The sequence below is a fragment of the Enterobacter cloacae complex sp. ECL411 genome, from assembly GCF_021869665.1.
Lineage (GTDB): Bacteria > Pseudomonadota > Gammaproteobacteria > Enterobacterales > Enterobacteriaceae > Enterobacter > Enterobacter intestinihominis.
This window is the reverse complement of sequence record NZ_CP091486.1, coordinates 1,528,594-1,553,005: the sequence shown is the minus strand read 5'-3', so window position 1 is coordinate 1,553,005 and position 24,412 is coordinate 1,528,594. Positions and strand designations below refer to the sequence as shown.

The 24,412-nt window shown below is 56.5% G+C and carries 19 protein-coding genes; 10 read left to right on the top strand and 9 right to left on the bottom strand.

Features of this window, described 5'->3' with window-relative positions; translation table 11 throughout:
- Nucleotides 1-101 precede the first annotated feature (101 nt).
- The gene (locus L3069_RS07345; RefSeq protein ID WP_236901908.1) at nucleotides 102-3,767 is read right to left on the bottom strand and encodes a DNA translocase FtsK 4TM domain-containing protein; all 3,666 of its coding nucleotides are present in this window, start codon (nucleotides 3,765-3,767) and stop codon (nucleotides 102-104) included.
- 135 nt (nucleotides 3,768-3,902) lie between these two features.
- Entirely contained in the window at nucleotides 3,903-4,397 is a 495-nt protein-coding gene (lrp, locus tag L3069_RS07340) for a leucine-responsive transcriptional regulator Lrp (RefSeq protein ID WP_000228469.1), read from the bottom strand.
- A 543-nt stretch (nucleotides 4,398-4,940) separates the two neighbouring features.
- Between lrp and trxB the strand changes: the two genes are divergently transcribed.
- The 5 genes from trxB to infA all read left to right on the top strand — a co-directional run bounded on the left by trxB (nucleotide 4,941) and on the right by infA (nucleotide 10,764).
- On the top strand, nucleotides 4,941-5,909 hold the full coding sequence (gene trxB, locus L3069_RS07335) for a thioredoxin-disulfide reductase (protein ID WP_022647616.1): 969 nt from the start codon (nucleotides 4,941-4,943) through the stop codon (nucleotides 5,907-5,909).
- A 114-nt stretch (nucleotides 5,910-6,023) separates the two neighbouring features.
- On the top strand, nucleotides 6,024-7,790 hold the full coding sequence (cydD, locus tag L3069_RS07330) for a cysteine/glutathione ABC transporter permease/ATP-binding protein CydD (RefSeq protein ID WP_023299715.1): 1,767 nt from the start codon (nucleotides 6,024-6,026) through the stop codon (nucleotides 7,788-7,790).
- Entirely contained in the window at nucleotides 7,790-9,511 is a 1,722-nt protein-coding gene (gene cydC / locus L3069_RS07325; protein WP_038415771.1) for a cysteine/glutathione ABC transporter ATP-binding protein/permease CydC, read from the top strand. Before cydD ends, cydC begins: the two co-directional genes overlap by 1 nt.
- Nucleotides 9,512-9,556: 45 nt before the next feature.
- Nucleotides 9,557-10,261, top strand: coding sequence for a leucyl/phenylalanyl-tRNA--protein transferase (gene aat, locus L3069_RS07320; RefSeq protein WP_023299713.1), 705 nt, complete (start codon nucleotides 9,557-9,559; stop codon nucleotides 10,259-10,261).
- Between the two features lie 284 nt (nucleotides 10,262-10,545).
- Nucleotides 10,546-10,764 carry a translation initiation factor IF-1 gene (gene infA, locus L3069_RS07315; protein ID WP_002211347.1) on the top strand — a complete coding sequence of 73 codons (219 nt, stop codon included), beginning with the start codon at nucleotides 10,546-10,548 and terminating at the stop codon, nucleotides 10,762-10,764.
- 71 nt (nucleotides 10,765-10,835) lie between these two features.
- Here the strand turns inward: infA and L3069_RS07310 are convergent, their stop codons facing one another.
- The 3 genes from L3069_RS07310 to clpS form a co-directional block, all read right to left on the bottom strand.
- Complete coding sequence (locus L3069_RS07310; RefSeq protein WP_038415770.1) at nucleotides 10,836-11,285, bottom strand: hypothetical protein; 450 nt, start codon at nucleotides 11,283-11,285, stop codon at nucleotides 10,836-10,838.
- 253 nt (nucleotides 11,286-11,538) lie between these two features.
- Complete coding sequence (clpA, locus tag L3069_RS07305) at nucleotides 11,539-13,818, bottom strand: ATP-dependent Clp protease ATP-binding subunit ClpA (RefSeq protein WP_022647611.1); 2,280 nt, start codon at nucleotides 13,816-13,818, stop codon at nucleotides 11,539-11,541.
- A gap of 27 nt (nucleotides 13,819-13,845) precedes the next feature.
- Entirely contained in the window at nucleotides 13,846-14,166 is a 321-nt protein-coding gene (gene clpS, locus L3069_RS07300) for an ATP-dependent Clp protease adapter ClpS (protein ID WP_006174393.1), read from the bottom strand.
- Nucleotides 14,167-14,433: 267 nt separating this feature from the next.
- Between clpS and cspD the strand changes: the two genes are divergently transcribed.
- The gene (gene cspD, locus L3069_RS07295) at nucleotides 14,434-14,655 is read left to right on the top strand and encodes a cold shock-like protein CspD (RefSeq protein WP_006174390.1); all 222 of its coding nucleotides are present in this window, start codon (nucleotides 14,434-14,436) and stop codon (nucleotides 14,653-14,655) included.
- A 70-nt stretch (nucleotides 14,656-14,725) separates the two neighbouring features.
- Here the strand turns inward: cspD and macB are convergent, their stop codons facing one another.
- The 3 genes from macB to L3069_RS07280 are packed head-to-tail and all read right to left on the bottom strand — an operon-like array spanning nucleotide 14,726 to nucleotide 17,948.
- On the bottom strand, nucleotides 14,726-16,666 hold the full coding sequence (macB, locus tag L3069_RS07290) for a macrolide ABC transporter ATP-binding protein/permease MacB (RefSeq protein ID WP_023305795.1): 1,941 nt from the start codon (nucleotides 16,664-16,666) through the stop codon (nucleotides 14,726-14,728).
- Nucleotides 16,663-17,778 carry a macrolide transporter subunit MacA gene (gene macA, locus L3069_RS07285; protein ID WP_022647609.1) on the bottom strand — a complete coding sequence of 372 codons (1,116 nt, stop codon included), beginning with the start codon at nucleotides 17,776-17,778 and terminating at the stop codon, nucleotides 16,663-16,665. Before macA ends, macB begins: the two co-directional genes overlap by 4 nt.
- Nucleotides 17,775-17,948 (bottom strand): hypothetical protein, encoded by a 174-nt coding sequence (locus tag L3069_RS07280; RefSeq protein WP_154817112.1) that lies wholly within the window; start codon nucleotides 17,946-17,948, stop codon nucleotides 17,775-17,777. Before L3069_RS07280 ends, macA begins: the two co-directional genes overlap by 4 nt.
- Between L3069_RS07280 and L3069_RS07275 the strand changes: the two genes are divergently transcribed.
- Nucleotides 17,938-18,894: a VirK/YbjX family protein gene (locus tag L3069_RS07275; protein WP_038415768.1), complete on the top strand. Its 957-nt coding sequence runs from the start codon at nucleotides 17,938-17,940 to the stop codon at nucleotides 18,892-18,894. The two genes, L3069_RS07280 and L3069_RS07275, sit on opposite strands and share 11 nt — an antisense overlap.
- Here L3069_RS07275 and L3069_RS07270 read toward each other — a convergent pair.
- Complete coding sequence (locus L3069_RS07270) at nucleotides 18,891-20,549, bottom strand: ATP-dependent endonuclease (RefSeq protein WP_038415767.1); 1,659 nt, start codon at nucleotides 20,547-20,549, stop codon at nucleotides 18,891-18,893. The two genes, L3069_RS07275 and L3069_RS07270, sit on opposite strands and share 4 nt — an antisense overlap.
- 291 nt (nucleotides 20,550-20,840) lie before the next feature.
- On the opposite strand from L3069_RS07270, the gene aqpZ reads away from it, so the two are divergent.
- From aqpZ to hcp, 3 genes are all read left to right on the top strand, one after another.
- Nucleotides 20,841-21,536 carry an aquaporin Z gene (aqpZ, locus tag L3069_RS07265; protein WP_038417009.1) on the top strand — a complete coding sequence of 232 codons (696 nt, stop codon included), beginning with the start codon at nucleotides 20,841-20,843 and terminating at the stop codon, nucleotides 21,534-21,536.
- Nucleotides 21,537-21,713: 177 nt separating this feature from the next.
- Nucleotides 21,714-22,613, top strand: a complete 900-nt coding sequence (locus L3069_RS07260) for a lysine exporter LysO family protein (RefSeq protein ID WP_038415765.1) — start codon at nucleotides 21,714-21,716, stop codon at nucleotides 22,611-22,613.
- Between the two features lie 144 nt (nucleotides 22,614-22,757).
- Nucleotides 22,758-24,410 carry a hydroxylamine reductase gene (gene hcp, locus L3069_RS07255; RefSeq protein ID WP_038415763.1) on the top strand — a complete coding sequence of 551 codons (1,653 nt, stop codon included), beginning with the start codon at nucleotides 22,758-22,760 and terminating at the stop codon, nucleotides 24,408-24,410.
- Nucleotides 24,411-24,412 lie beyond the last annotated feature (2 nt).

Genomic DNA, 24,412 nt, shown 5'->3' with positions numbered 1-24,412 from the left:
GATATGGGGGTTCCGTTTCTATTCTGTACCTGCCCGAAGGCAGGCGACAGAAGAATATGCTTAATTTTTGCTGATTTACCCTTCTTTGCAATCGCTGAAGATTACTCAAAAGGCGGTGGCGCCAGCACCTCACGGTTACCGTTGTGCCCCTGTTCGCTCACGATGCCCTGGGCTTCCATCTGCTCAATGATACGCGCCGCGCGGTTGTAACCGATACGGAACTGGCGCTGCACGCCGGAGATGGACGCTTTGCGTTTTTCGGTGACGAAATTAACCGCCTGGTCGAATAACGGATCCAGCTCTTCGCCGCCGTCAAAACCACCGCCGCCACCTTCGTTTTCGCTGTCAGAGGTGATGCCGTCAACATATTGCGGTCGCCCGCGCGCTTTCCAGTCTTGCACAACCGCGTGCACTTCCTGGTCGCGAACAAACGCACCGTGAACACGCACCGGCGAGGTGGAGTTCGGCCCGGAATAGAGCATATCACCCATCCCCAGCAGCGACTCTGCTCCGCCCTGGTCAAGGATAGTACGGGAGTCAATTTTACTCGACACGGTAAACGCGATACGGGTCGGGATGTTTGCCTTAATAAGACCGGTGATTACATCCACGGACGGACGCTGCGTTGCCAGTACCAGGTGGATGCCCGCCGCACGCGCTTTCTGTGCCAGACGCGCAATCAGCTCTTCCACTTTCTTGCCAACGGTCATCATCAGGTCGGCAAATTCATCCACCAGCACCACGATGTAAGGCAGTTTTTCCAGCACCGGATGCTGGGCATCCATGCTGTCACCCGGCTTCCAGTATGGGTCCGGAATCGGACGGCCCATACGCGCCGCTTCGGCGATTTTCTCGTTATAACCGGCCAGGTTACGCACGCCCAGCGCCGACATCAGCTTGTAGCGACGCTCCATTTCATTGACGCTCCAGCGTAATGCGTTGGCGGCGTCCTTCATGTCGGTCACCACCTCCGTTAACAGGTGCGGAATGCCTTCGTAGACGGACAGTTCGAGCATTTTTGGGTCGATCATGATGAAACGCACGTCTTCAGGCTGCGCTTTGTAGAGCATACTGAGGATCATGGCGTTCACCCCGACCGATTTACCGGAGCCGGTAGTACCCGCAACCAGCAGGTGCGGCATCTTCGCGAGATCGGCAACCACCGGATCGCCGGCGATATCTTTACCCAGCACCACGGTCAGCGGGGACGGGTTGTCGCGGAATTTGGTGTTATCCAGAACTTCACGCAGATAAACGGTCTGGCGTTTCTTGTTTGGCAGCTCAAGGCCAACGTAAGGCTTGCCTGGGATCACTTCCACCACGCGTACCGCCACGGTGGACAGAGAACGCGCCAGGTCGCGGGAGAGGTTAGAAATACGCGCCGCTTTTACGCCCGGTGCCAGGTTCAGTTCGAAACGGGTGATCACCGGGCCCGGTGAGTAGTTCACCACGTCCGCTTTAATGCGGAAGTCAGCCAGACGCGCTTCCACCAGACGGGCCATCTGCTCAAGGGCAAAGGTATCCACCGGCTCGACTTCCGCTGGCGGTGGCGTTAACAGATCCAGCGACGGTAGCGGCGTACTTGGTCGTTGCAGCGGTCGGCTGTCTCCGTTACGCATCAGCAGCGGGTGAATCAGGCTCTCCTGCGGCTGTGGTGCTGGCTGCTGGAACTGTGGCTGAGGCGGTTGAGAAGGTGTCTGCGGCTGCGCATACGCCTGCGGCGCCGGCTGTTGCGGCTGCACGTAAGCCTGTGGTGCAGGCGGCTGACGCACCGGCTCCGCTTCCGGCATTACGCTCGGCGTGAACAGCGGTTCGCTTGGGCCATCATCCACCAGATCTTTCATTGGTGAGAATTCGAAATCCGACAGCGAGAACGGGTTTGCCCCCGAAGGTTGCTCACCGGAATAACGCTGCTGCTGCGTTGCTGCAAACTGGCGCGCCAGCTCCGCTTCGGCCGCATCATCGTCGTCCTGCTGTGAAGGCACGTCATGCTGATACTCTTCGCCGTAACGCTGATTCTGCTGGGCAGCAAACTGACGCGCCAGCTCATCCTGATGCAGTTCGTCGGCATCATCCTCGTAGTCGGACTCACGGGCTTTTTCTTCCGCCATACGCTGGGAAGGCAGTTTAATGCCCAAAGAGGCCAGCTCCCGGCGAGTCGGTACGCGCACGCGGTTAGGGCGCGGCAGCTGTGGACCAATGCCCTCTTTCACCTGAGGACGCGGGGCGCTGTCGGCTGCCGGGCTGAATAGCGGAGCGGACGCGGCAGCGGCTGCCGTTGCCTGCTTCACGGCTTCTGCACCCGACGCAACGGCTGGCGTAGGTTCTACAGGTGGAACGCTGACCGAAGGCGCTTTTGCAACAGGCTCCTGCACCGGCTCGGGCACGGGCTGATACCAGGCGGCAAGCTGCTCGCGCTCACGGGCGCGGCGCTCTTCCACTTCTTCAAAATAGTATAATGGCGGACGGGATGGCTTCGCTTCCTCCACCACTTCGGGTTCAGACACCGGTGCAACGTATGGCTGTTCAGGTACAGCGGGTTCGGGCGTATAAGCCTGATACGGTTGTTGCGGCACGCTGGCAGGCTCAGGCGGCTGAGACGTTTGCTGCCACTGTTCCTGCTGCACAGGAATATAACTTTCAGGCTCAGGTGCAATGGTCGGTTCAGGCGTATGGACGCCTGGCGCAGTCTGCCAGTCTACCTGCGGTTGCTGGATCGCGGACTCCGGTGCCGGAACAGGCGAGGACGGCATCACGCCTTCAACAGGCGCAACATGGGCCTGAGCAGCCGTCGTTGCGGCAGCAGCAGCGGCTACCGGTTCAGTCACGGAGTGGCCATTCAGCAGCGGATCGTATTCGTCATACTCTCCCGGCGTGGCTCGATGGCCAGAGAACAGTACGTCATCAGGGTCGACGGCCGCACCGCGATACTCAATCTGCTCGTCTTCATCCATACGTTTGCCGGAGAACAGCGCGGCATCCGTTTTACGGCCTAACGGGTTAGCAAATTTTTCAGCGACGCGCTGGCGGCGCGCCAGAGCACCGCGCAGAATACGCGCGCGGCGAGATTCACGCCGCTGTACAGGCGCCTCGTCTTCCTCTTCGTACTCATCTTCATACTCGTCTTCATCGACCCACGTATCGTCACGACGGGTACGGTTGCTGGCGAACGTCAGCAGCGTCAGAATAAAGCTGCCGATCTTCTCAGCAATGCTCACCCAGGACCAGCCGGTAAACAGCGTCAGGCCCGCCGCCCAGATACAGAGCAGCGCCAGCGTGCCGCCGCTGCTATGAAGCATCGGTTGCAGCGCGGAGCTCAACAGGCTGCCGATCACCCCGCCGGAGGCGAAGTACCAGATATCATCAGCGTTGATCGCCGCCAGCCCACAGGAGGTGAGGATCAGCGCCAGGGCGCCAATCAGGCGCAGCGAAACGGCAAAATAATCGATGTAGTCGTCGTTCTGTCGATGACGCCAGGCAAACCAGCATCCGCCAATAATGATGACGGGAAGGGTATAAGCCATCACTCCGAAAATGAAAAAGAGCGTGTCCGCAAGCCAGGCACCGGGAACGCCACCTAAGTTATGAATAGGCTCATGCCATGCGGTTTGCGACCAGCTGGGATCTGAGGGGTTGAAACTGAGTAAGGCGGCCATCAGCCAGACGGCAAAAAGGGCAATAACAATCAGTAACGCCTCGAGGAGACGACGTCCGCTGCTTAGCTTAGATAATGTGACTTCTTTGTCTTCAGTGTATTCCTGGCTCAAGAAAGGCTCTCCAGGTATCAGGCATGTCCTGCCTGTGTGCTAAAACGGACAACAGCGCCGGGTATCCCCGGCACTGTTGCTGTATGGATTAACAGGAGTGTAATCAAACTACACTGATTTTGCACCTGTTCCGTGTTAGCGCGTCTTAATAACCAGACGATTGCTCTGTTTGACCTCTTCCATCACCACATAAGTACGGGTGTCGTTCACGCCTGGCAGACGCAGCAGGGTTTCACCCAGCAGCTTACGGTAGGCGGACATATCAGGCACACGGGTTTTTAACAGGTAGTCAAAATCACCGGAAACCAGATGACACTCTTGAATTTCTTCAAGTTTTTGTACAGCGGCGTTAAATTGCTCAAACACATCCGGCGCACCACGATTCAGAGTAATCTCAACAAATACCAGAAGTGAGGCATCCAGATAATGCGGGTTTAGCAGAGCCGTATAGCCCTGGATAAAACCCTGTCTTTCCAGTCGACGCACACGCTCAAGGCACGGCGTCGGGGAAAGTCCCACACGTTTTGAAAGCTCGACGTTGGAAATACGCCCATCCTTTTGCAATTCATTAAGAATGTTACGATCGATACGGTCGAGATCTTTGCCAGGGCGCTTCTTGCTATCTACCATTATTATTGTCTCTCTGTATTCCTTCCCTACTCCTGCCTGGACCCTGTGCACATCACTGTTCAGAGCCTGCACCCGTTATTCATCACATCGCCTGGTTATGTATTAGACGCGATGTGGATTCGGGTTCTGCGGTAAGAAGACCGTTGCCCGAAAGCAGTCACAGACATCACGTATGGCGTCTGTCCACACCATGCGTAGATTTCACTGACCCGGTAAAAATGGCATTTACGTGCATGTCTATTCGACATGCAGTTCATGCGTCTTTTTTTCTTCCTTGAATGTTTTCGCAAAAGCGCAGGGGATTGTCAAAGCAAAACATCGATTTTTAGTACAAGATGCCGGATATTCATTACGGGGGGGTATTAATCATCATTTTATTGCCTTATAAACGCGCGATTTTCAGTAGCAGACGTGATATGACCGTGTCTTATCCATAGGGCGTGACTATTGCATATATCGGAAGCAAAACTGTCGTGCTCTTTTTTTACGGCAACAAATTCCCTACAATCCAGCCCATTGCCTGCCAACAACAATGGGGATCTCATGGGCACGACCAAACACAGTAAGCTGCTAATCCTTGGTTCTGGACCTGCGGGATATACCGCAGCGGTCTATGCTGCACGCGCTAACCTGCAACCGGTACTGATTACCGGGATGGAAAAAGGCGGTCAGCTGACCACCACCACGGAAGTGGAAAACTGGCCGGGCGACCCGAACGACCTGACCGGGCCGCTGCTGATGGAGCGCATGCACGAGCATGCTGCTAAATTCGAAACCGAAATCCTGTTCGACCACATTAATAAAGTGGATTTGCAGAACCGTCCGTTCCGTCTGACCGGCGACAGCGGTGAATACACCTGCGATGCGCTGATCATCGCTACCGGTGCCTCTGCCCGTTATCTCGGTCTGCCGTCTGAAGAAGCATTCAAAGGGCGCGGCGTATCAGCCTGCGCGACCTGCGACGGTTTCTTCTATCGCAACCAGAAAGTTGCGGTGATTGGCGGCGGCAACACCGCTGTGGAAGAAGCGTTGTATCTGGCGAACATCGCCTCAGAAGTACACCTGATCCACCGTCGCGACACCTTCCGCGCCGAGAAGATCCTGATCAAACGCCTGATGGATAAAGTGGCGAGCGGCAACATTGTGCTGCATACCAACCGTACGCTGGAAGAAGTGACCGGCGATCAGATGGGTGTGGCAGGTCTGCGAATTCGTGATACGCAGAACACCGACACCGTCGAAACGCTGGAGGTGGCAGGCCTGTTTGTGGCAATCGGTCACAGCCCGAACACGGCCATTTTCGAAGGCCAACTTGAGCTGGAGAACGGCTACATCAAAGTGCAGTCTGGCATTCACGGCAATGCCACGCAGACCAGCATCCCAGGCGTCTTCGCGGCTGGCGACGTGATGGACCATATTTATCGTCAGGCGATCACCTCTGCGGGCACCGGCTGTATGGCCGCGCTGGACGCAGAACGCTATCTGGACGGACTGGCAGAACAAGGTAAATAATCTTTACAAGTCAGTAACAAACGTAAATAAAGGCGGCCACTGGTCGCCTTTATTTTTGCTCACGTGTAACATGCAGATGTCTAATTTCTTATAACGTCACCTGCAAAGTACGCAATGGAAAAAACCCGTCAACAAGAGTTAACGCGCTGGCTGAAACAGCAAAGCGTTCTGTCCCGCCGCTGGCTTATGATTTCCCGCGTTCTGGGATTTATCAGCGGTCTGTTGATTGTTGCCCAGGCATGGCTGCTGGCCCGCATTCTCAATCATATGATCATGGAGAGCATCCCGCGCGAAGCGCTGCTGCTGCCGTTTATCGTTCTGGTGCTGGTTTTCGTCCTGCGTGCGTGGGTGGTCTGGCTGCGCGAGCGGGTTGGGTTCCATGCCGGCCAGCACATCCGCTATGAGATCCGCCGCAAAGTGCTCGACCGGCTTTCGGAAGCCGGGCCTGCGTGGATCCAGGGCAAACCGGCCGGTAGCTGGGCGACGCTGATCCTGGAGCAAATCGACGATATGCACGATTACTATGCGCGTTATCTTCCACAGATGGCGCTGGCAGTGTTTGTGCCTCTGATGATTGTTATCGCCATCTTCCCTGTTAACTGGGTAGCGGCTCTGATCCTGATGGGGACCGCCCCGCTCATCCCGCTGTTTATGGCGATGGTCGGCATGGGCGCGGCAGATGCCAACCGTCGCAACTTCCTTGCGCTGGGTCGGTTGAGCGGTCATTTCCTGGACCGTCTGCGCGGAATGGAAACCCTGCGGATCTTTGGTCGTGGTGAAGCGGAAACCGAAAACATTCGCCTGGCGTCGCAGGATTTTCGTCAGCGCACCATGGAAGTGTTGCGCATGGCCTTCCTTTCTTCCGGCGTGCTCGAGTTCTTTACCTCCCTGTCGATTGCGCTGGTGGCGGTTTACTTTGGCTTCTCCTACCTCGGCGCGCTGGACTTTGGCCACTACGGTACGGCGGTCACGCTTTCCGCCGGGTTCCTGGCGCTGATCCTGGCCCCGGAATTTTTCCAGCCGCTTCGCGATCTCGGCACCTTTTACCATGCCAAAGCGCAGGCGGTGGGTGCTGCCGACAGCCTGAAAACCTTTATGGAAACGCCGCTGGCGCATCCGGAGCGTGGTGAGGTGACGCTGAATACGAACGATCCGGTGACCATTGAAGCACAGGATTTTTCTGTTCTGTCGCCTGAAGGCAAAGTGCTGGCCGGCCCGCTGAACTTTACCCTGCCTGCCGGGCATCGTATGGTGCTGGTGGGTACCAGCGGCTCAGGTAAAAGCTCATTGTTGAATGCGCTGTCAGGTTTTATGGCGTACACCGGATCGCTGCGTATCAACAAAACGGAGCTACGCGAGCTCGATCCTGATGCCTGGCGTAAACAGCTAAGCTGGGTGGGTCAAAACCCTCAGCTGCCTGCCCCGACGCTGCGCGAGAATGTGCTGCTGGCAAGGCCGGATGCACGTGACGATGAGCTGCAATCTGTCCTCGACCGCGCCTGGGTCAGCGAGTTTTTGCCGCTGCTTGCGCAGGGTGTCGATACCGTCATTGGCGATCAGTCTGCCGGGCTGTCAGTGGGCCAGGCACAGCGCGTCGCGGTTGCCCGTGCGCTGCTGAACCCCTGTTCGTTAATGCTGCTGGACGAACCCGCCGCCAGCCTGGACGCTCACAGCGAGCAGCGCGTGATGGATGCGCTTAACGCAGCCTCACGCCAGCAAACTACCCTGATGGTGACCCACCAGCTGGAAGGTATTGCCGACTGGGATCAGATCTGGGTGATGGAAAACGGACACATTGTTGAGCAAGGCGATTACGCCGCGCTTGTTGCCGCGCAGGGGCCCTTTGCGACCCTGCTGGCGAACCGTCAGGAGGATATCTGATGCGCGCCCTGCTTCCCTATCTTGCTTTGTATAAACGCCACAAATGGATGCTGACGCTCGGGATCGTACTGGCGATTATCACTCTGCTCGCCAGCATCGGCCTGCTTACGCTTTCTGGCTGGTTCCTCTCCGCGTCTGCGGCCGCAGGCTTTGCCGGGCTATACAGCTTTAACTACATGCTGCCTGCCGCCGGGGTGCGCGGCACGGCGATTACGCGAACTGCCGGGCGCTACTTCGAACGCCTGGTCAGCCACGACGCGACCTTCCGCGTGCTGCAACACCTGCGTATTTATACGTTCAGCAAATTGCTGCCCCTCTCCCCTGCCGGGCTGGCACGTTTTCGGCAGGGCGAATTACTCAACCGCGTAGTTGCGGATGTGGATACGCTGGATCACCTCTATCTGCGCGTCATCTCGCCCATGGTGGGCGCGTTTGTGGTGATTGTCGTGGTCACGCTGGGGTTGAGTTTCCTGGATGTTCCCATCGCACTGACGCTCGGCGGCATCATGCTGATGACGCTGATTATTCTGCCGCCCCTGTTTTATCGTGCAGGTAAAACCACCGGGGAAAACCTGACGCGTCTGCGCGGGGAATACCGCCAGCAGCTCACCTCCTGGTTGCAGGGTCAGGCCGAGCTCACCATTTTTGGTGCCAGCAAGCGCTACCGCACCCGTATGGAAAATACGGAACTGAACTGGCATGAAGCCCAGCGTCGCCAGTCTGAACTGACCGCGTTTTCTCAGGCGCTGATGATGTTAATCGGTGGGTTTGCCGTTATCGCCATGCTCTGGATGGCCTCCGGTGGCGTGGGCGGTAACCCGCAGCCTGGCCCGCTGATTGCGCTGTTTGTTTTCTGTGCCCTGGCAGCCTTCGAAGCCTTAGCCCCGGTCACCGGCGCCTTTCAGCATCTCGGCCAGGTGATTGCCTCTGCGCTGCGCATTACGGATATTGCAGAGCAGGAGCCGGAAGTGAAGTTCAGCGCGGGTCAAACCATCGTGCCGGAGCAGGTCGCGCTGACGCTCAGCAACGTCACCTTCGCCTACGACAAGCAGGCGCAAAACGCGCTGGAAGACATCAGCCTTTCTGTTGATGCCGGGCAGCGCATTGCGATCCTTGGCCGTACGGGATGTGGCAAATCGACGCTTTTGCAACTCCTCACGCGCGCCTGGGACCCGCAGCAGGGCGAGATTCGGTTTAACGACCTTCCGCTGTCTGATTATAGCGAAGCGGCCTTGCGTAAAACGGTCAGCGTCGTGCCCCAGCGTGTGCACCTGTTCAGCGCTACGCTGCGCGATAATCTTCTTCTGGCGGCACCGGACGCCTCTGACGATACGCTGCGGGCGATGCTGGAACAGGTTGGGCTGCACAAGCTGCTTGAGGACGACGGGTTGAACAGCTGGCTGGGTGAAGGGGGCCGACAGCTTTCCGGCGGCGAACTGCGTCGTCTGGCCATCGCGCGCGCCTTGCTGCACGATGCTCCGCTGATGTTGCTGGATGAACCGACAGAAGGTCTGGATGCGACAACCGAGAGTCAAATTCTTGATTTACTGACAAAGGTGATGAAAGGCAAAACCGTGCTGATGGTCACTCACCGCCTGCGCGGGCTGGTGAATTTCGATCGAATAATTGTGATGGACAACGGACACATAATTGAGCAAGGTAATCACGCAGAGCTGCTGGCAAAACAGGGTCGCTACTACCAGTTTAAACAGCGCCTGTAGACTATATTTGTAGCGTCCTCTCTCGCGTACTGGAGTTCTGTTGTCATGCGCCTGGTGCAGCTTTCTCGCCATAATATTGCGTTCCCTTCTCCGGAGGGGGCGCTGCGTGAACCTAACGGATTGCTGGCTTTGGGCGGCGATCTCAGCCCGGCGCGTCTCTTAATGGCTTACCAGCGCGGCATCTTCCCGTGGTTTTCTCCCGGCGACCCGATTTTATGGTGGTCTCCGGACCCGCGAGCCGTGCTGTGGCCCGGGCAGTTTCACCTGAGCCGCAGCATGAAACGTTTTCACGCAAATTCGCCCTATCGCGTCACGCTCAATCATGCCTTCGGGCAGGTTATCGAAGGCTGCGCTGAAGATCGTCATGAAGGCACCTGGATAACCCGCGACATCATTATCGCCTACCACCAGCTTCATGAGCTGGGCTACGCGCACTCCATCGAAGTATGGAAAGATGATGACCTCGTTGGGGGGATGTACGGGGTGGCGCAGGGCACGCTGTTCTGCGGCGAGTCGATGTTCTCCCGCGCCACGAATGCGTCGAAAACCGCGCTGCTGGTTTTTAGCCAGGAATTTGCCCAACGCGGCGGACAACTGATGGATTGTCAGGTGCTGAATGAGCACACCGCCTCGCTCGGCGCGGTTGAAATTTCCCGCCGACGCTATATCGAACACCTTGAACAGTGCCGACAGGAGACTCTTCCGCGCGATTTTTGGGTTCCCAGAATGCTCTTTATGCCCAATGCCTAAATGTTTTCCGCATATTTTTTATGAGGGTGTTATAATTACGCCGCAGAGTAGCTTCTGCCTGTTGCCCCGCCGCCGTTTGGGACCCTCGCTTCAGATAACGTCCTGACGTTTATCCTGTCGTATCCCCTTTACGAATGCGCTTTCCGTTCGGTTGTACCGTGACGCTTGGGCAATACGCTGAAATTGTTTTGCTGCGTTTTAAACGCGCAATTCTTTACTTAATTGATGAATTTCGGCATTATCTTGCCGGTTCAAAACTTGGTAGTGATACCCCAGAGGATTAGATGGCCAAAGAAGACAATATTGAAATGCAGGGTACCGTACTTGATACGTTGCCTAATACCATGTTTCGCGTAGAACTGGAAAACGGTCACGTGGTAACTGCGCACATCTCCGGTAAAATGCGCAAAAACTATATCCGCATTTTGACGGGCGACAAAGTGACTGTTGAACTGACCCCGTACGACCTGAGCAAAGGCCGCATTGTCTTCCGTAGTCGCTAATTGTTTTCGCCTGTAATGGCAGATGAATATTTAAAAGGTCGGGACAATCCCGGCCTTTTTTATTTATGGCCTTAGTGTGGCTGTGTCGGCAGATGTATTGTCATGCACGGGTTCATGGGTACGATTAAATCTTCAGCTATCGCGTGGGTAATGTCATGCAACAGTCCCGTCAGGTGCGGCAACATATCGCGGTCAAAATGCGAAACCAGCAGCACGTGGTTTAACGCCCGGCAGTAGTCACATTTCGTTTCTGTATCTTCCAGCAACCACTCTTTTTGTCGCGGCTGTTCCGCTTCGTCCTCAAATTCCACCACCTGAAAATCACGCATGGATTCTGTGAGGCCGGATTTTACCTCTTCCAGATAAGCTCCGAGACAGCGGCAAACGGGCTGCGTTTGTGGGAGCGAATGACAGTCGAGCAGGATTTCAGTGAGCAGGTTACAGCGTTCGGCAAGAGTTGGGAGATCGGGGTTGAGGGAGAGTTCGGTGTAGAGCTGGGCGAAGCTATTAATATTAGTCATATGTAATCCTTTATGCACGCAAGATTGTCTGTGCACACACTTTCAGGACGCCAATCCCGGCACCCGATTTTGCAGGTGCGACACCATTTTATTACTGTAGATTTATCCAGCAACTGACTTCGAAAGAATCTGGAAAGCGCCTCGCAAAATTCCTCTGCGGCCTGATGCCCTCACCCCAGCCCTCTCCCACTGGGAGAGGGAGCAAACAAAAAAAACGGCAACCGAAGTTGCCGTTTTGCTTTTACCTTTCAACTCAGTGAGCCGCTTCCGGCTTGTGCTTCGCCGCACTCTGGAAATCGTACGTCAGTTCGTTCTTCGCCTGATCCAGCGCCACGGTCACCTGGCCGCCGTCAACCAGCGATCCAAACAGCAGTTCGTTCGCCAGCGGTTTCTTCAGGTTGTCCTGAATCACGCGCGCCATCGGACGGGCACCCATCGCACGGTCGTAGCCTTTCTCAGCCAGCCAGTTGCGGGCCTCCTGGCTCACTTCCAGCGACACGCCTTTCTGATCCAGCTGAACCTGCAGCTCGACGATGAACTTATCCACCACCTGATGGATCACCTCGGTAGACAGGTGATCGAACCAGATAATGTTGTCCAGACGGTTACGGAACTCCGGCGTGAAGATCTTCTTGATCTCCTCCATCGCATCGGTGCTGTTATCCTGATGGATCAGGCCGATGGATTTGCGCTCGGTTTCACGCACCCCGGCGTTGGTGGTCATCACCAGCACCACGTTGCGGAAATCGGCCTTGCGCCCGTTGTTATCGGTCAGCGTCCCGTTGTCCATCACCTGCAACAGGATGTTGAACACGTCCGGGTGCGCTTTCTCGATTTCATCGAGCAGCAGGACCGCGTGCGGATGCTTGATCACCGCGTCGGTGAGCAGGCCGCCCTGGTCAAAGCCCACGTAGCCCGGAGGCGCACCAATCAAACGGCTGACGGTGTGACGCTCCATATACTCGGACATATCAAAGCGCAACAGCTCAATGCCCAGCGCTTTGGAGAGCTGCACCGTTACCTCGGTTTTACCCACACCGGTCGGGCCGGCGAACAGGAAGGAACCGACAGGCTTGTGGTCATGCCCCAGGCCAGCACGGGCCATCTTGATCGCTTCGGTTAAGGCCTCAATGGCTTTATCCTGACCAAAGACCAGCATTTTCAGGCGATTGCCGAGGGTGCGCAGCGTATCACGGTCGCTCTGAGAGACGCTCTTCTCAGGGATACGTGCGATACGGGCCACCACGGACTCGATATCCGCTACGTTCACGGTTTTCTTACGCTTGCTCGCTGGCATCAGGCGCGCACGCGCACCCGCTTCATCAATTACGTCGATCGCTTTATCCGGCAGATGACGATCGTTGATGTATTTCACCGCCAGCTCCACCGCCGCACGCACCGCTTTCGCGGTGTAACGCACGTCGTGGTGCGCTTCGTACTTGGTTTTCAGACCGTTGATGATCTGCACCGTTTCGTCAACCGACGGCTCGGTAACGTCGATTTTCTGGAAACGACGCGCCAGCGCACGATCCTTCTCAAAGATGTTGCTGAACTCCTGGTACGTCGTAGAGCCCATCACGCGGATCTTGCCGCTGGAGAGCAGCGGTTTGATCAGGTTGGCGGCATCTACCTGACCACCGGAAGCCGCGCCTGCGCCGATGATGGTGTGGATCTCATCGATAAACAGGATGCTGTTGGTGTCCTGCTCCAGCTGTTTTAACAGCGCTTTGAAACGTTTTTCAAAATCACCGCGGTATTTGGTGCCCGCCAGCAGCGAGCCAATATCCAGCGAGTAGATGGTGCAGTCGGCAATCACTTCCGGCACGTCGCCCTGCACAATGCGCCAGGCCAGACCTTCGGCAATCGCGGTTTTACCCACGCCAGATTCCCCCACCAGCAGCGGGTTGTTCTTACGGCGACGGCACAGCACCTGGATGGCACGCTCCAGCTCTTTGTCGCGGCCAATCAGCGGGTCGATACCGCCAACGCGAGCAAGCTGGTTAAGGTTGGTGGTGAAGTTTTCCATACGATCCTCCCCGCCTGCTTGCTCTTCATTGCTGTTGATCTGTCCGCTGGGATCCGATGCCTGGTTAGGCTCGTCTTTTCGCGTTCCGTGAGAGATGAAGTTGACCACGTCGAGCCGGCTGACTTCGTGTTTACGCAGCAGGTAGGCCGCCTGGGACTCCTGCTCACTGAAGATGGCGACCAGCACATTGGCGCCCGTCACTTCGCTACGTCCGGAAGACTGGACGTGGAAAACCGCGCGCTGCAGCACGCGCTGGAAGCTGAGCGTCGGCTGTGTGTCGCGCTCTTCTTCACTGGCTGGCAGCACCGGTGTGGTTTGTTCGATGAAGGCTTCGAGTTCCTGACGTAGCGCCACCAGATCCACGGAGCAGGCTTCCAGCGCTTCGCGGGCAGATGGGTTGCTAAGCAGTGCGAGCAGCAAATGCTCGACGGTCATAAACTCATGTCGGTGCTCACGCGCTCTGGCGAAAGCCATGTTTAAACTGAGTTCCAGTTCTTGATTGAGCATAGGCACCTCCCCCAATTTTATGCCTTATCAGGCCTTTTCCAGCGTACACAGCAACGGATGCTCGTTCTCCCTTGCATAGTCGTTCACCATCGCTACTTTGGTTTCCGCTACTTCGGCAGTAAAGATGCCGCAGATCGCTTTGCCACGATAATGAACGGTAAGCATCAGTTGCGTTGCACGTTCAACATCATAAGAAAAGAACTTTTGTAGCACGTCAATAACAAATTCCATCGGCGTGTAATCATCGTTCATTAACATAACTTTATACATAGATGGCGGTTTTAGCGCGTCGCGCACTTTATCTTCCGCCAGCTGGTCAAAATCCAGCCAATCGTTGGTCTTACCCATTATGCATAACCACTTTGAATCTACCTCAGATGTTAGATAACAATCATCTATTACTGTCATCCGCGATGTCTGTCACAAACTGTTGCAATAGCGTTAACTGCCTCAAATTTTGGTTGATTATTGTCCCAACTCCAGCGCCAAACGCTTGACGGCTTCTTCCGTTTCTCTAAATTGTACAAGCGTGAGTTGGCGAGGTTTTGAACAGCCCCCACTCCACCACCGGTTCATTCCATCTTAATTTATAAGATTTACGAAGGATGTCGAAGCATGGAAATGGGTACTGTTAAGTGGTTCAACAACGCCAAGGGGTTTGGCTTCATTTGCCCCGAAGGCGGCGGCGAGGATATCTTCGCTCACTATTCCACCATTCAGATGGATGGTTACAGGACGCTCAAAGCCGGGCAGTCCGTCCGGTTCGATGTACACCAGGGGCCAAAAGGCAATCATGCCAGTCTGATCGTCCCCGTTGAAGCAGAAGCGGTTGCATAGCTCTCTGATTCATTGTGTACACCCTGCAGGCAAAATGCCAGCCCGATCGGCTGGCATTTTTATTTTCGGGTTATTCGCGCGCCAGCGCATCCACCGGATCCAGCCGCGCCGCGTTTCGCGCCGGTAGCCAGCCGAACAGAATACCGGTGAAGGTGGAACATAAAAACGCCGTCAGGATCGCCATCGGCGAGAAGCCAATCTCCCAGCCCGGTAAGAAGAGCTGGAGCGCAAAGGCGATCATCATCGAGAGCGCAATCCCCATCGCACCGCCCACCAGACACACCAGCACCGCTTCAATTAAAAATTGCTGCAGCACGTCGCTGGCTCTGGCTCCGACCGCCATGCGGATGCCGATCTCCCGCGTACGTTCGGTCACCGACACCAGCATAATGTTCATCACCCCTATCCCGCCGACGACCAGCGAAATCACCGCCACCAGCGTCAGGAACAGCTGAAGAGTACGTGTGGTCTTTTCCGCCGTTTTCAAGAGGCCATCCATATTCCAGGTGAAGAAATCCTTTTTCCCGTGGCGCAGGGTTAACAGCCGCTCCAGCTGCTGTTCCGCCAGCCCGCTGTCGTAGCCCTCCTTCACTCGAACGGTAATAGAGTTAAGCCAGGACTGCCCCATGATGCGCCCGGAAATGGTGGTGTACGGCAGCCAGACGCGCAGGATTTTACTGCTGCCGAACATCGACTGCTTCTCTTCCGCCACGCCGATCACCGTCGCTGGCATGTTGCCTACGAGGATCACTTCCCCCACCACATTGGTCTTATTCGGGAACAGCTGCCTGCGGGAGTTAGCATCTAACACCACCACCTGCGCCCTGCCCGCCAGCTGTTCAGCGTTGAAGGTCGCCCCTTCGCTGAAGGTCATGCCGTAGACGTTGAAGTAATCTCCGCTGACGCCGTTAGCGCTGGCCGCCACGTCGATGTTGCCGTAGCGCAGACGCAGGTTTTGCGAGACGGCAGGCGTGGCGGAGTTCACCCACGGCTGCTTCTGAATAGCCGCCAGATCGTCATACTTCAGCGCCTGCTGATACTGCGGCTCGTCGTCGCCAAAATCTTTGCCGGGGTAAACGTCGATGGTGTTAGTCCCGATGGCGCGAATATCTGCCAGCACCAGCTGTTTCGCCGCATCGCCCACCACCACAATCGACACCACTGAGGCAATACCAATAATGATGCCAAGCATGGTCAGCAGAGTGCGCATTTTGTTGGCCGCCATCGCCAGCCAGGCCATGGTCAGCGCCTCGCGGAAACCGCTGGAAAACTGGCCCCAGCCGGTTGCGGCCGGCAGCGCCTCTTTCGCCGCCGCCGCTCTGGACTGACGTGGCGGCGGGTTGCTGACCAGCTCGCCGTCGTGGATCTCGATAATGCGTTCCGCCTGCGCTGCCACCTGCGGATCGTGGGTGACGATAATCACCGTATGCCCCTGATCGCGAAGCTGATGCAGGATCGCCATCACCTCTTCACCGGAATGGCTGTCGAGCGCACCGGTTGGCTCATCGGCGAGGATCACCTGCCCACCGTTCATCAGCGCGCGGGCAATACTCACGCGTTGCTGCTGACCGCCGGAAAGCTGCGAAGGCTGATAATCAACACGCTCCGCCAGCCCAAGACGCGTTAACAGCGCCTTCGCGCGTTCGAGGCGTTTTTTGCGCTCGACGCCCGCATACACCGCCGGCACTTCCACATTCTGCGCCGCGCTCAGGTGTGAAAGCAGATGGTAACGCTGGAAGATAAAGCCAAAATGCTCGCGACGCAGCTTCGCCAGCGCGTCGCCGTCCAGGGTGGAAACATCCGTCCCGGCCACGCGATAGGTGCCGCTGGTAGGCTTATCCAGACAGCCGAGAATGTTCATCAGCGTTGATTTACCCGAGCCCGATGCCCCGACAATCGCCACCATTTCACCGGCTTCAACGCGCAGGGAGATGCCTTTCAGCACCTCCACCGGCCCGTCGCCGGACGGATAGCTGCGACGAATGTCATTCAGCTCAAGCAGCGCCGTCATTGCGCGGCTCCAGGCAGGCTTTCGCTGGTGACCACTTCCTCACCCTCTTCCAGCCCTTTTACCACCACCACGTCGGTGTCGTTACGTGCGCCAATCACCACTTCCCGCTCGCGGGTTTCACCGTTGCGCAGCACTTTCACCTTGTAGCGATTGTCCCCGGCGGATTCGCCCAGCGCGGAGAGCGGAACCGTCAGCACGTTTTTCACGCCGGTCAGCTGGATATGCACCTGAGCGGTCATGTCCAGACGCAGCACGCCCTGCGGGTTAGGCACCTCAAAACGCGCATAGTAGAAGATGGCGTCGTTGACCTTCTCCGGCGTCGGCAGGATATCTTTCAGCACCCCTTCATAGCGGGTTTGCGGATCGCCCAGCACCGTAAACCAGGCTTTCTGCCCCGGCTTAAGGTGAATGACGTCCGCTTCAGATACCTGGGCTTTCACCAGCATGGTGCTCATATCCGCCAGGGTCAGGATGTTCGGCGCCTGCTGCGCGGCGATGACCGTCTGGCCTTGCAGGGTGGTTATCTGCGTCACTTCCCCGGCCATTGGCGCAACGATTTGCGTGTAATCGAGGTTGGTTTTCGCCGTATCCAGCGAGGCCTGATTCCGCTTGATTTGCGCATCGATGGTGCCAATCTGCGCCTGCTTCACCGCCAGCTCCGTGGCGGCTGTGTCCAGATCCTGTTTCGAGATGGCCTGCGTTTTCGCCAGCGCCTGCTGGCGCGACAGGGTGACCTGAGCGAGATTACGCTCCGCCTGAGCCTGAGCGCGCTGCGCGCGCAACTCCATCAGCGTCGCTTCCACTTCGCGGATCTGGTTTTGCGCCTGCTCAGGATCGATCACGCCCAGCAACTGGCCTTTTTTAACCTTATCGCCAATCTCAACCGACAGGGTTTTAAGCTGACCGCTGACTTGCGCGCCCACGTCAACCTTACGCAGGGCATCCAGCTTCCCCGTCGCCAGCACGTTTTGTTGCAGCTCGCCCGGACGAACAATCAGCGTTTGATACTGTGGTACCGGCGCGTTCAGTACCTTCCATAACCAGAATCCGCCTGCTAACACCACTACCGCCAGCAGCAGAAACAGCTTTCTGCGTTTTCCCTTCAGGTTCATAAATATTCCAAATAATTGTTCTGGCTATCATCACCGTTGATTTTATCTAAACCACTCCTCAACGAAACCCCCGATCCCCGTAATCGTCGGGAATTGTTTACCCGATGTTGATAAAGCGCCTGCTGAAATAGCGAAATTCCACCAGAAGCAGGATCTAACATGTCTTCCATCGTCGATACACCTTATTCAACGCTGTCCCAGCCTAAATCGGGCTGGCAACTGTTTAAAAGCCTGGCATCCGGTTCCCTCACGCCGGGGCTGGCGTGGCAAAATCCGGCCTATCGACGTAAGTTTATGCTGCGCTCGCTGGCAACGCCGTTCACCACTGCGCGCCTGCTCGGAAACCTTGCAAAACAGCCCCGTCTGATGCAGATCCTGCGCGTGCAGCCCGGCCTGCCGTGCCGCCTGCACCGACCGTGGCTGACCGTCAATATGGGCCGTCAGAATACGCTGGACGCATTGGACAATCACTATCAGATGATGAGCCGCCATCTTCCGGCGTCACTGCTGAACGGCTACCTTTCCAGCCAGGGCATCACGCTGGTGACGTTAACGGGCAAAGAGGAGCAGCAGTTTAGCGTTCGCCTGAGCGCGGATGCGTTTCTGGACAAAGAAGGGGAAGCGACCCTCACTTTTTGTGACCACCAGAACACGGTGCTGGCCGAGCTGACCTTTACGCTGTGCAAATACCAGGGCAAGTCAACGCTCTTCATCGGCGGAATGCAGGGGGCGAAAGCGCATGTCCCGCACGAGCACATTCAGCTGGCGACCAAAGCCTGTCACGGACTGTTCCCAAAACGTCTGCTGGTAGAAGCGGTCATGACGCTGGCAGGCGCCTTCCCCGTCGAGCAGATCCTCGCGGTGAGTAACGCCACCCACATCTACCGCAGCTGGCGCTATCGCAAGAAAAAAGAGGGAAAATTGCTGGCTGACTATGACAGCTTCTGGCGCTCCCTTGGCGGACAGCAGCAGGAGAACGGTAACTTTGCACTGCCACTGACCATGCCACGCAAACCGATGGAAGAGATTGCGAGTAAAAAACGGTCCGAGTACCGCCGCCGCTATATCCTGCTTGATAGCCTGCATCAACAGGTATCGCAGGCGACTGCCCGTTAATCGGCTCTCCCGCGTGCCAGCCAGAGGACGCGGGAGAACATTTTACGCAGCAGCGTGGGCACCGACTCCACGCCCCGCCTGCCCGCTTCCGTCGCGACTTCAATGGCCAAATCCGGTTTTGACGACCGATGGATAGCTTTGGCGATCACCCGACGCATATTCATGGGCACATCCACCGGGATCATCGCCACGCGGTGAAAGACGTCGTCAAATCCCTGGCGGTACATAAAGTGCTCCATGTCCATCGCGGGCAGCGTGGTCAGATGTTCCCGCTCCTCTTCACGATCGTTATTGAGCAGGCTGCGCACGGTCGCCGCATATTTTTTACCCGCCTCATCGCCATCCACCAGCACGTGCCACTCTATCCCCATCCGGCGCGCAAATTTGATCAGCGGCTTTAAGCCAGACTGAGCAAATTCGATCACTTTGATGCCTTCGGCATCAAAGTGGTGTCCGCACTGGCGCGCCAGCTCGTTTATCACCCAGGTTTCGGTTTCCCCTTCCACCAGCAACCAGCAGCGGGCAAACAGGGAAGAGGCACGGTTAAAACGGATATGAAACGCAATGCGTCGGCCATCTTCGGCATTTAACCCGCCGGGCCCGAGCCGGTAGGCGGTGACCCGCGAGGATTCACGCACCAGGCGGCAGACATACTCCACCGGCGTCAGGGAGAGCAGCTCGCCGGAATTCGTGGTGGTGACACGCTGCAACGGCAGCAGATTAAGAAGATGCCACGCCACGGAAAGCATAATCGGGTGCAGCCGCGTTTCCGGATCTTCCACCAGCAGCAGAGGGCGCGCGTCCCGATCCAGGCGCACCGTCCCTTTCGCCTGTAAAAGCGTGGAGAATAATCCCAGCAGGATCACCCGATGCGTGCGCCCGTTGGGGCGGTCGATCATGCGGTTGATAATATCGAGATAGCGCCAGCTTCGTTGCTCGTCGTGCGAGCGGCGGCGCATCAGGCGGTGGCGCGCCTGCCCCGTTCCCTGCTCGGAGAAGTAGTGCTCCAGCAGTTGGACCATGGCAGACAGTCCCTGACGGATCTGGCCGTCGGTGAGGTTCTGCGGCCGCGAGACCAGTTCACGGGCGAGGAAATCCAGCTCGCGGGCGGTTACTTCCACCTCAGGCATATTCGGTACGGTGCCGTTACGGATCCGCCGCATAAAGCGCGCGTCTCGTAAGCGCAACACGGGGGAGAGGCGGATAAGATGGCGGGCAAGCTCGTCAATATTATCGAGCGGGATCGGATTCCCCTTCTCATCAAGAAATTCACGCAGGGTTAATACCCCGTCGTTTTGCGCCATTTCGCCCTCAAGGCGATAGAAAATACGCTGGAACCCATCTTCACAGGGCACCCAGCAGGGCGACATAGGGCGAAAACGACGCACGCGATGGCGACCGGGCTCGGATTCGCGGAAGGTCAGAATGATATGCAGGTGTTTCTCGCGCCCATTGACATCCCCCGGCGGAAACCAGAAGTCATCATGGACAAAGTGGTACAAGTTCTCTTCGGGCGAAAGCAGCAGCGTCAGGGCATCCAGCAGGCTGGATTTACCCCAGGCGTTTTCGCCTATCAGGACGTTGTTCTGTTCCAGTTGCAGCGACAGGCGGTTAATCCCGCGAAACCCGACAATCTCCACACGTTCGAGTAGCATACATCCCCCGCATTTCGGCCACTTTTTCCTTCAAGTTATCAGCAGTATAGCGGCAGGCTGTAGGTCACGACAGCAGAATATACGCCCCCTTAATTATTGGGCTATGCTCTAATTACCTCCGTTCTGAACAAGGATTGACATCACATTGCCTTAAATCAAATTTAGTGAATTTATTTGAGTGGCGAAGGGATGTTGATGGTTTCAAAATACTGGCTCTTTGAGTCGTCATCCCTTTATGGCGATATAACCCGCGCGCAGGAATGGGCGCGGACGTTTATTATTGAGGTGGTTATGTTCAGAAAATTAGCGGCAGAATGCTTTGGTACATTCTGGCTGGTGTTTGGTGGTTGCGGTAGTGCAGTACTCGCAGCCGCATTTCCGGAATTAGGCATTGGATTTGTCGGCGTCGCGCTGGCATTCGGTTTAACCGTATTAACCATGGCATTCGCCGTGGGGCATATTTCCGGCGGTCATTTCAACCCGGCCGTCACGTTAGGTTTATGGGCGGGCGGACGTTTCCCGGCGAAAGATATTATTGGCTATATTATTGCCCAGGTTATTGGCGGTATTATTGCCGCGGCGGTGTTGTACGTCATTGCCAGCGGAAAAGCCGGGTTTGACGCCGCGGCCAGCGGATTTGCGTCAAACGGCTTCGGCGAACACTCTCCAGGCGGCTACTCAATGCTGTCTGCTATCGTGATTGAAATTGTGCTCACCGCAGGTTTCCTGTTGGTGATCCACGGCGCAACGGACAAATACGCGCCTGCGGGCTTTGCCCCCATTGCTATTGGTCTGGCGCTGACGCTTATCCACCTGATCTCCATCCCGGTGACCAATACCTCCGTTAACCCGGCACGCAGCACCGCGGTGGCTATTTTCCAGGGCGGCTGGGCGCTTGAACAGCTGTGGCTGTTCTGGGTGATGCCAATTATTGGCGGTATTATGGGCGGCGTGCTGTATCGCACCCTGCTGGAAAAACGCGATTAATTAAGTGCGGCCTGTAATGTCGGGTGGCGCTAAAGCTTACCCGACCTACGTGAGTGTGCACTTTGTAGGCCGGGTAAGGCGCAGCCGCCACCCGGCTTTCTTTTGCCGCTTTACTGTACAGCCTTTATTGGGTAGTGTCTCTGGCGCTTAAATGATACTCAAAAGGACCGGCTGTTCATGTTCTCAGGACTCCTCATCATTCTTCTGCCCCTGATTGTGGGCTACCTTATTCCGCTGCGTCATGAATCGGCCTTAAAGCTTATTAATCGTTTTCTCAGCTGGATTGTTTACGTCATTCTGTTCTTTATGGGGATCAGCCTGGCCTTCCTGGATAATCTGGGGACGAACTTGCTTTCCATCCTGCATTATTCTGCGGTTACGGTAGTGGTTATTCTGCTGTGCAATATTGCCGCGCTGTTCTGGCTGGAACGCACTATTCCCTGGAAAAATCACCACCATCAGGAAAAGCTTCCCTCCCGAATTGCGATGGCGCTGGAATCATTAAAGCTGTGCGGCGTGGTGGTGCTCGGTTTTTTACTGGGGCTAACCGGATGGGCTTTTTTACAGCACGCTACGGAAGCCAGCGAATATACGCTGATTTTCCTGCTCTTCCTGATCGGTATTCAGTTGCGAAATAATGGCATGACGCTGAAACAGATTGTCCTGAACCGCCGGGGCATGATGGTTGCCGTTATCGTTGTGGCCAGCTCAATGGCGGGGGGAGTGATTAACGCCTTTATTCTCGATCTGCCGCTGAAAACCAGCCTGGCGATGGCATCCGGTTTTGGCTGGTATTCGCTCTCCGGTATTCTGCTGACCGAATCGTTTGGTCCGGTGATCGGCAGCGCCGCCTTCTTTAACGATCTGGCGCGCGAGCTGATAGCCATCATGCTGATCCCCGGCCTGGTACGCCGCAGCCGCTCTACCGCGCTGGGCCTGTGCGGGGCCACCTCAATGGACTTTACCCTGCCGGTGTTACAGCGCTCGGGAGGGCTTGAGATGGTCCCTGCCGCTATTGTACACGGCTTTATTCTGAGCATGCTGGTCCCCATCCTGATGGCGTTCTTCTCAGCCTGATACTGCTTTGGCGGTAGTGAACCTGCCGCCAAAATTGCGCTAAATCAATAACCCTCCACTTAGTATAAGAAAGCACTTTTCTCCGTTGTGGCACAGGCATAACCTTAAACATGTATCTGAAATATAACTTTAACAGGTGTGATTATGTTTTGTGTGCAATGTGAACAAACCATCCGTACCCCGGCAGGCAACGGCTGCTCTTACGCGCAGGGTATGTGCGGCAAAACCGCAGAAACGTCCGATCTCCAGGACCTGCTGATTGCGGCGCTGCAAGGCTTATCCGCCTGGGCCTTCAAGGCCCGTGAATATGGCCTTGTCGATCACTATGTCGACAGCTTTGCGCCGCGCGCATTTTTCTCCACGCTGACTAACGTTAACTTCGATTCTCCACGCATTGTGGGCTATGCCCGCGAAGCGATTGCCCTGCGTGAAGCCCTGAAAGCGCAATGCCTGAATGCCGACGCCAGCGCCCGCGTGGACAACCCGATGGCGGAACTACAGCTGGTGAGCGACGACCTGGGCGAGCTACAGCGTCAGGCCGCCGAATTTACTCCCAATAAAGACAAAGCGGCGATTGGCGAGAACATCCTCGGCCTGCGCCTGCTGTGCCTGTACGGTCTGAAAGGTGCTGCGGCGTATATGGAGCACGCGCACGTACTCGGCCAGTACGACAACGACATTTATGCCCAGTACCACAAAATCATGGCATGGCTGGGCACCTGGCCTTCCGACATGAACGCCCTGCTGGAATGCTCGATGGAAATCGGCCAGATGAACTTCAAAGTGATGAGCATTCTGGATGCCGGTGAAACCAGCACCTACGGTCACCCAACGCCGACGCAGGTCAACGTCAAAGCGACCGAAGGTAAATGCATCCTGATCTCCGGCCACGACCTGAAAGATCTCTACAACCTGCTGAAGCAGACCGAAGGCACCGGCGTTAACGTCTATACCCACGGCGAAATGTTGCCCGCGCACGGCTACCCGGAACTGCGTAAATTTAAGCATCTGATCGGTAACTACGGCAGCGGCTGGCAGAACCAGCAGGTGGAGTTCGCCCGATTCCCTGGCCCAATCGTCATGACCTCTAACTGCATCATCGACCCTACCGTGGGCGCGTATGACGACCGTATCTGGACCCGCAGCATCGTCGGCTGGCCGGGCGTGAGCCACCTTGAAGGCGATGATTTCGGTCCGGTTATCGCGCAGGCGCAGCAGATGGCGGGCTTCCCGTACAGCGAAATTCCGCACCTCATCACCGTCGGTTTTGGCCGTGAAACCCTGCTGGGTGCGGCGGATTCCCTGATTGACCTCGTCAGCCGTGAAAAACTGCGTCACATCTTCCTGATCGGCGGCTGTGACGGCGCGCGCGGGGAACGTAACTATTTCACCGATTTCGCCACCCGCGTTCCGGAAGACTGTCTGATCCTGACCCTGGCCTGCGGTAAATACCGTTTCAACAAGCTGGACTTCGGCAACATCGAAGGTCTGCCACGCCTGGTGGATGCTGGTCAGTGTAACGATGCATATTCAGCCATCATTCTGGCGGTCACGCTGGCAGAGAAACTGGGCTGCGGCGTGAACGATCTGCCGCTGTCGCTGGTGCTCTCCTGGTTCGAGCAGAAAGCGATCGTTATTCTGTTGACCCTGCTCTCTCTCGGCGTGACCAACATCGTCACCGGGCCGACCGCGCCAGGCTTCCTGACGCCGGACCTGCTGGCCATCCTGAACGAGAAATTTGGTCTGCGTTCCGTGACCAACGTTGAAGATGATATGAAGCAACTGCTGTGCGCGTAAGG

Excerpts from the sequence above, each read along its gene's own strand:
- lrp (WP_000228469.1), bottom strand. The coding sequence starts at position 4,397 with ATGGTAGATAGCAAGAAGCGCCCTGGCAAAGATCTCGACCGTATCGAT.
- trxB (WP_022647616.1), top strand. The coding sequence starts at position 4,941 with ATGGGCACGACCAAACACAGTAAGCTGCTAATCCTTGGTTCTGGACCT.
- cydD (WP_023299715.1), top strand. The coding sequence starts at position 6,024 with ATGGAAAAAACCCGTCAACAAGAGTTAACGCGCTGGCTGAAACAGCAA.
- cydC (WP_038415771.1), top strand. The coding sequence starts at position 7,790 with ATGCGCGCCCTGCTTCCCTATCTTGCTTTGTATAAACGCCACAAATGG.
- aat (WP_023299713.1), top strand. The coding sequence starts at position 9,557 with ATGCGCCTGGTGCAGCTTTCTCGCCATAATATTGCGTTCCCTTCTCCG.
- infA (WP_002211347.1), top strand. The coding sequence starts at position 10,546 with ATGGCCAAAGAAGACAATATTGAAATGCAGGGTACCGTACTTGATACG.
- L3069_RS07310 (WP_038415770.1), bottom strand. The coding sequence starts at position 11,285 with ATGACTAATATTAATAGCTTCGCCCAGCTCTACACCGAACTCTCCCTC.
- clpA (WP_022647611.1), bottom strand. The coding sequence starts at position 13,818 with ATGCTCAATCAAGAACTGGAACTCAGTTTAAACATGGCTTTCGCCAGA.
- clpS (WP_006174393.1), bottom strand. The coding sequence starts at position 14,166 with ATGGGTAAGACCAACGATTGGCTGGATTTTGACCAGCTGGCGGAAGAT.
- cspD (WP_006174390.1), top strand. The coding sequence starts at position 14,434 with ATGGAAATGGGTACTGTTAAGTGGTTCAACAACGCCAAGGGGTTTGGC.
- macB (WP_023305795.1), bottom strand. The coding sequence starts at position 16,666 with ATGACGGCGCTGCTTGAGCTGAATGACATTCGTCGCAGCTATCCGTCC.
- macA (WP_022647609.1), bottom strand. The coding sequence starts at position 17,778 with ATGAACCTGAAGGGAAAACGCAGAAAGCTGTTTCTGCTGCTGGCGGTA.
- L3069_RS07275 (WP_038415768.1), top strand. The coding sequence starts at position 17,938 with ATGTCTTCCATCGTCGATACACCTTATTCAACGCTGTCCCAGCCTAAA.
- L3069_RS07280 (WP_154817112.1), bottom strand. The coding sequence starts at position 17,948 with ATGGAAGACATGTTAGATCCTGCTTCTGGTGGAATTTCGCTATTTCAG.
- L3069_RS07270 (WP_038415767.1), bottom strand. The coding sequence starts at position 20,549 with ATGCTACTCGAACGTGTGGAGATTGTCGGGTTTCGCGGGATTAACCGC.
- aqpZ (WP_038417009.1), top strand. The coding sequence starts at position 20,841 with ATGTTCAGAAAATTAGCGGCAGAATGCTTTGGTACATTCTGGCTGGTG.
- L3069_RS07260 (WP_038415765.1), top strand. The coding sequence starts at position 21,714 with ATGTTCTCAGGACTCCTCATCATTCTTCTGCCCCTGATTGTGGGCTAC.
- hcp (WP_038415763.1), top strand. The coding sequence starts at position 22,758 with ATGTTTTGTGTGCAATGTGAACAAACCATCCGTACCCCGGCAGGCAAC.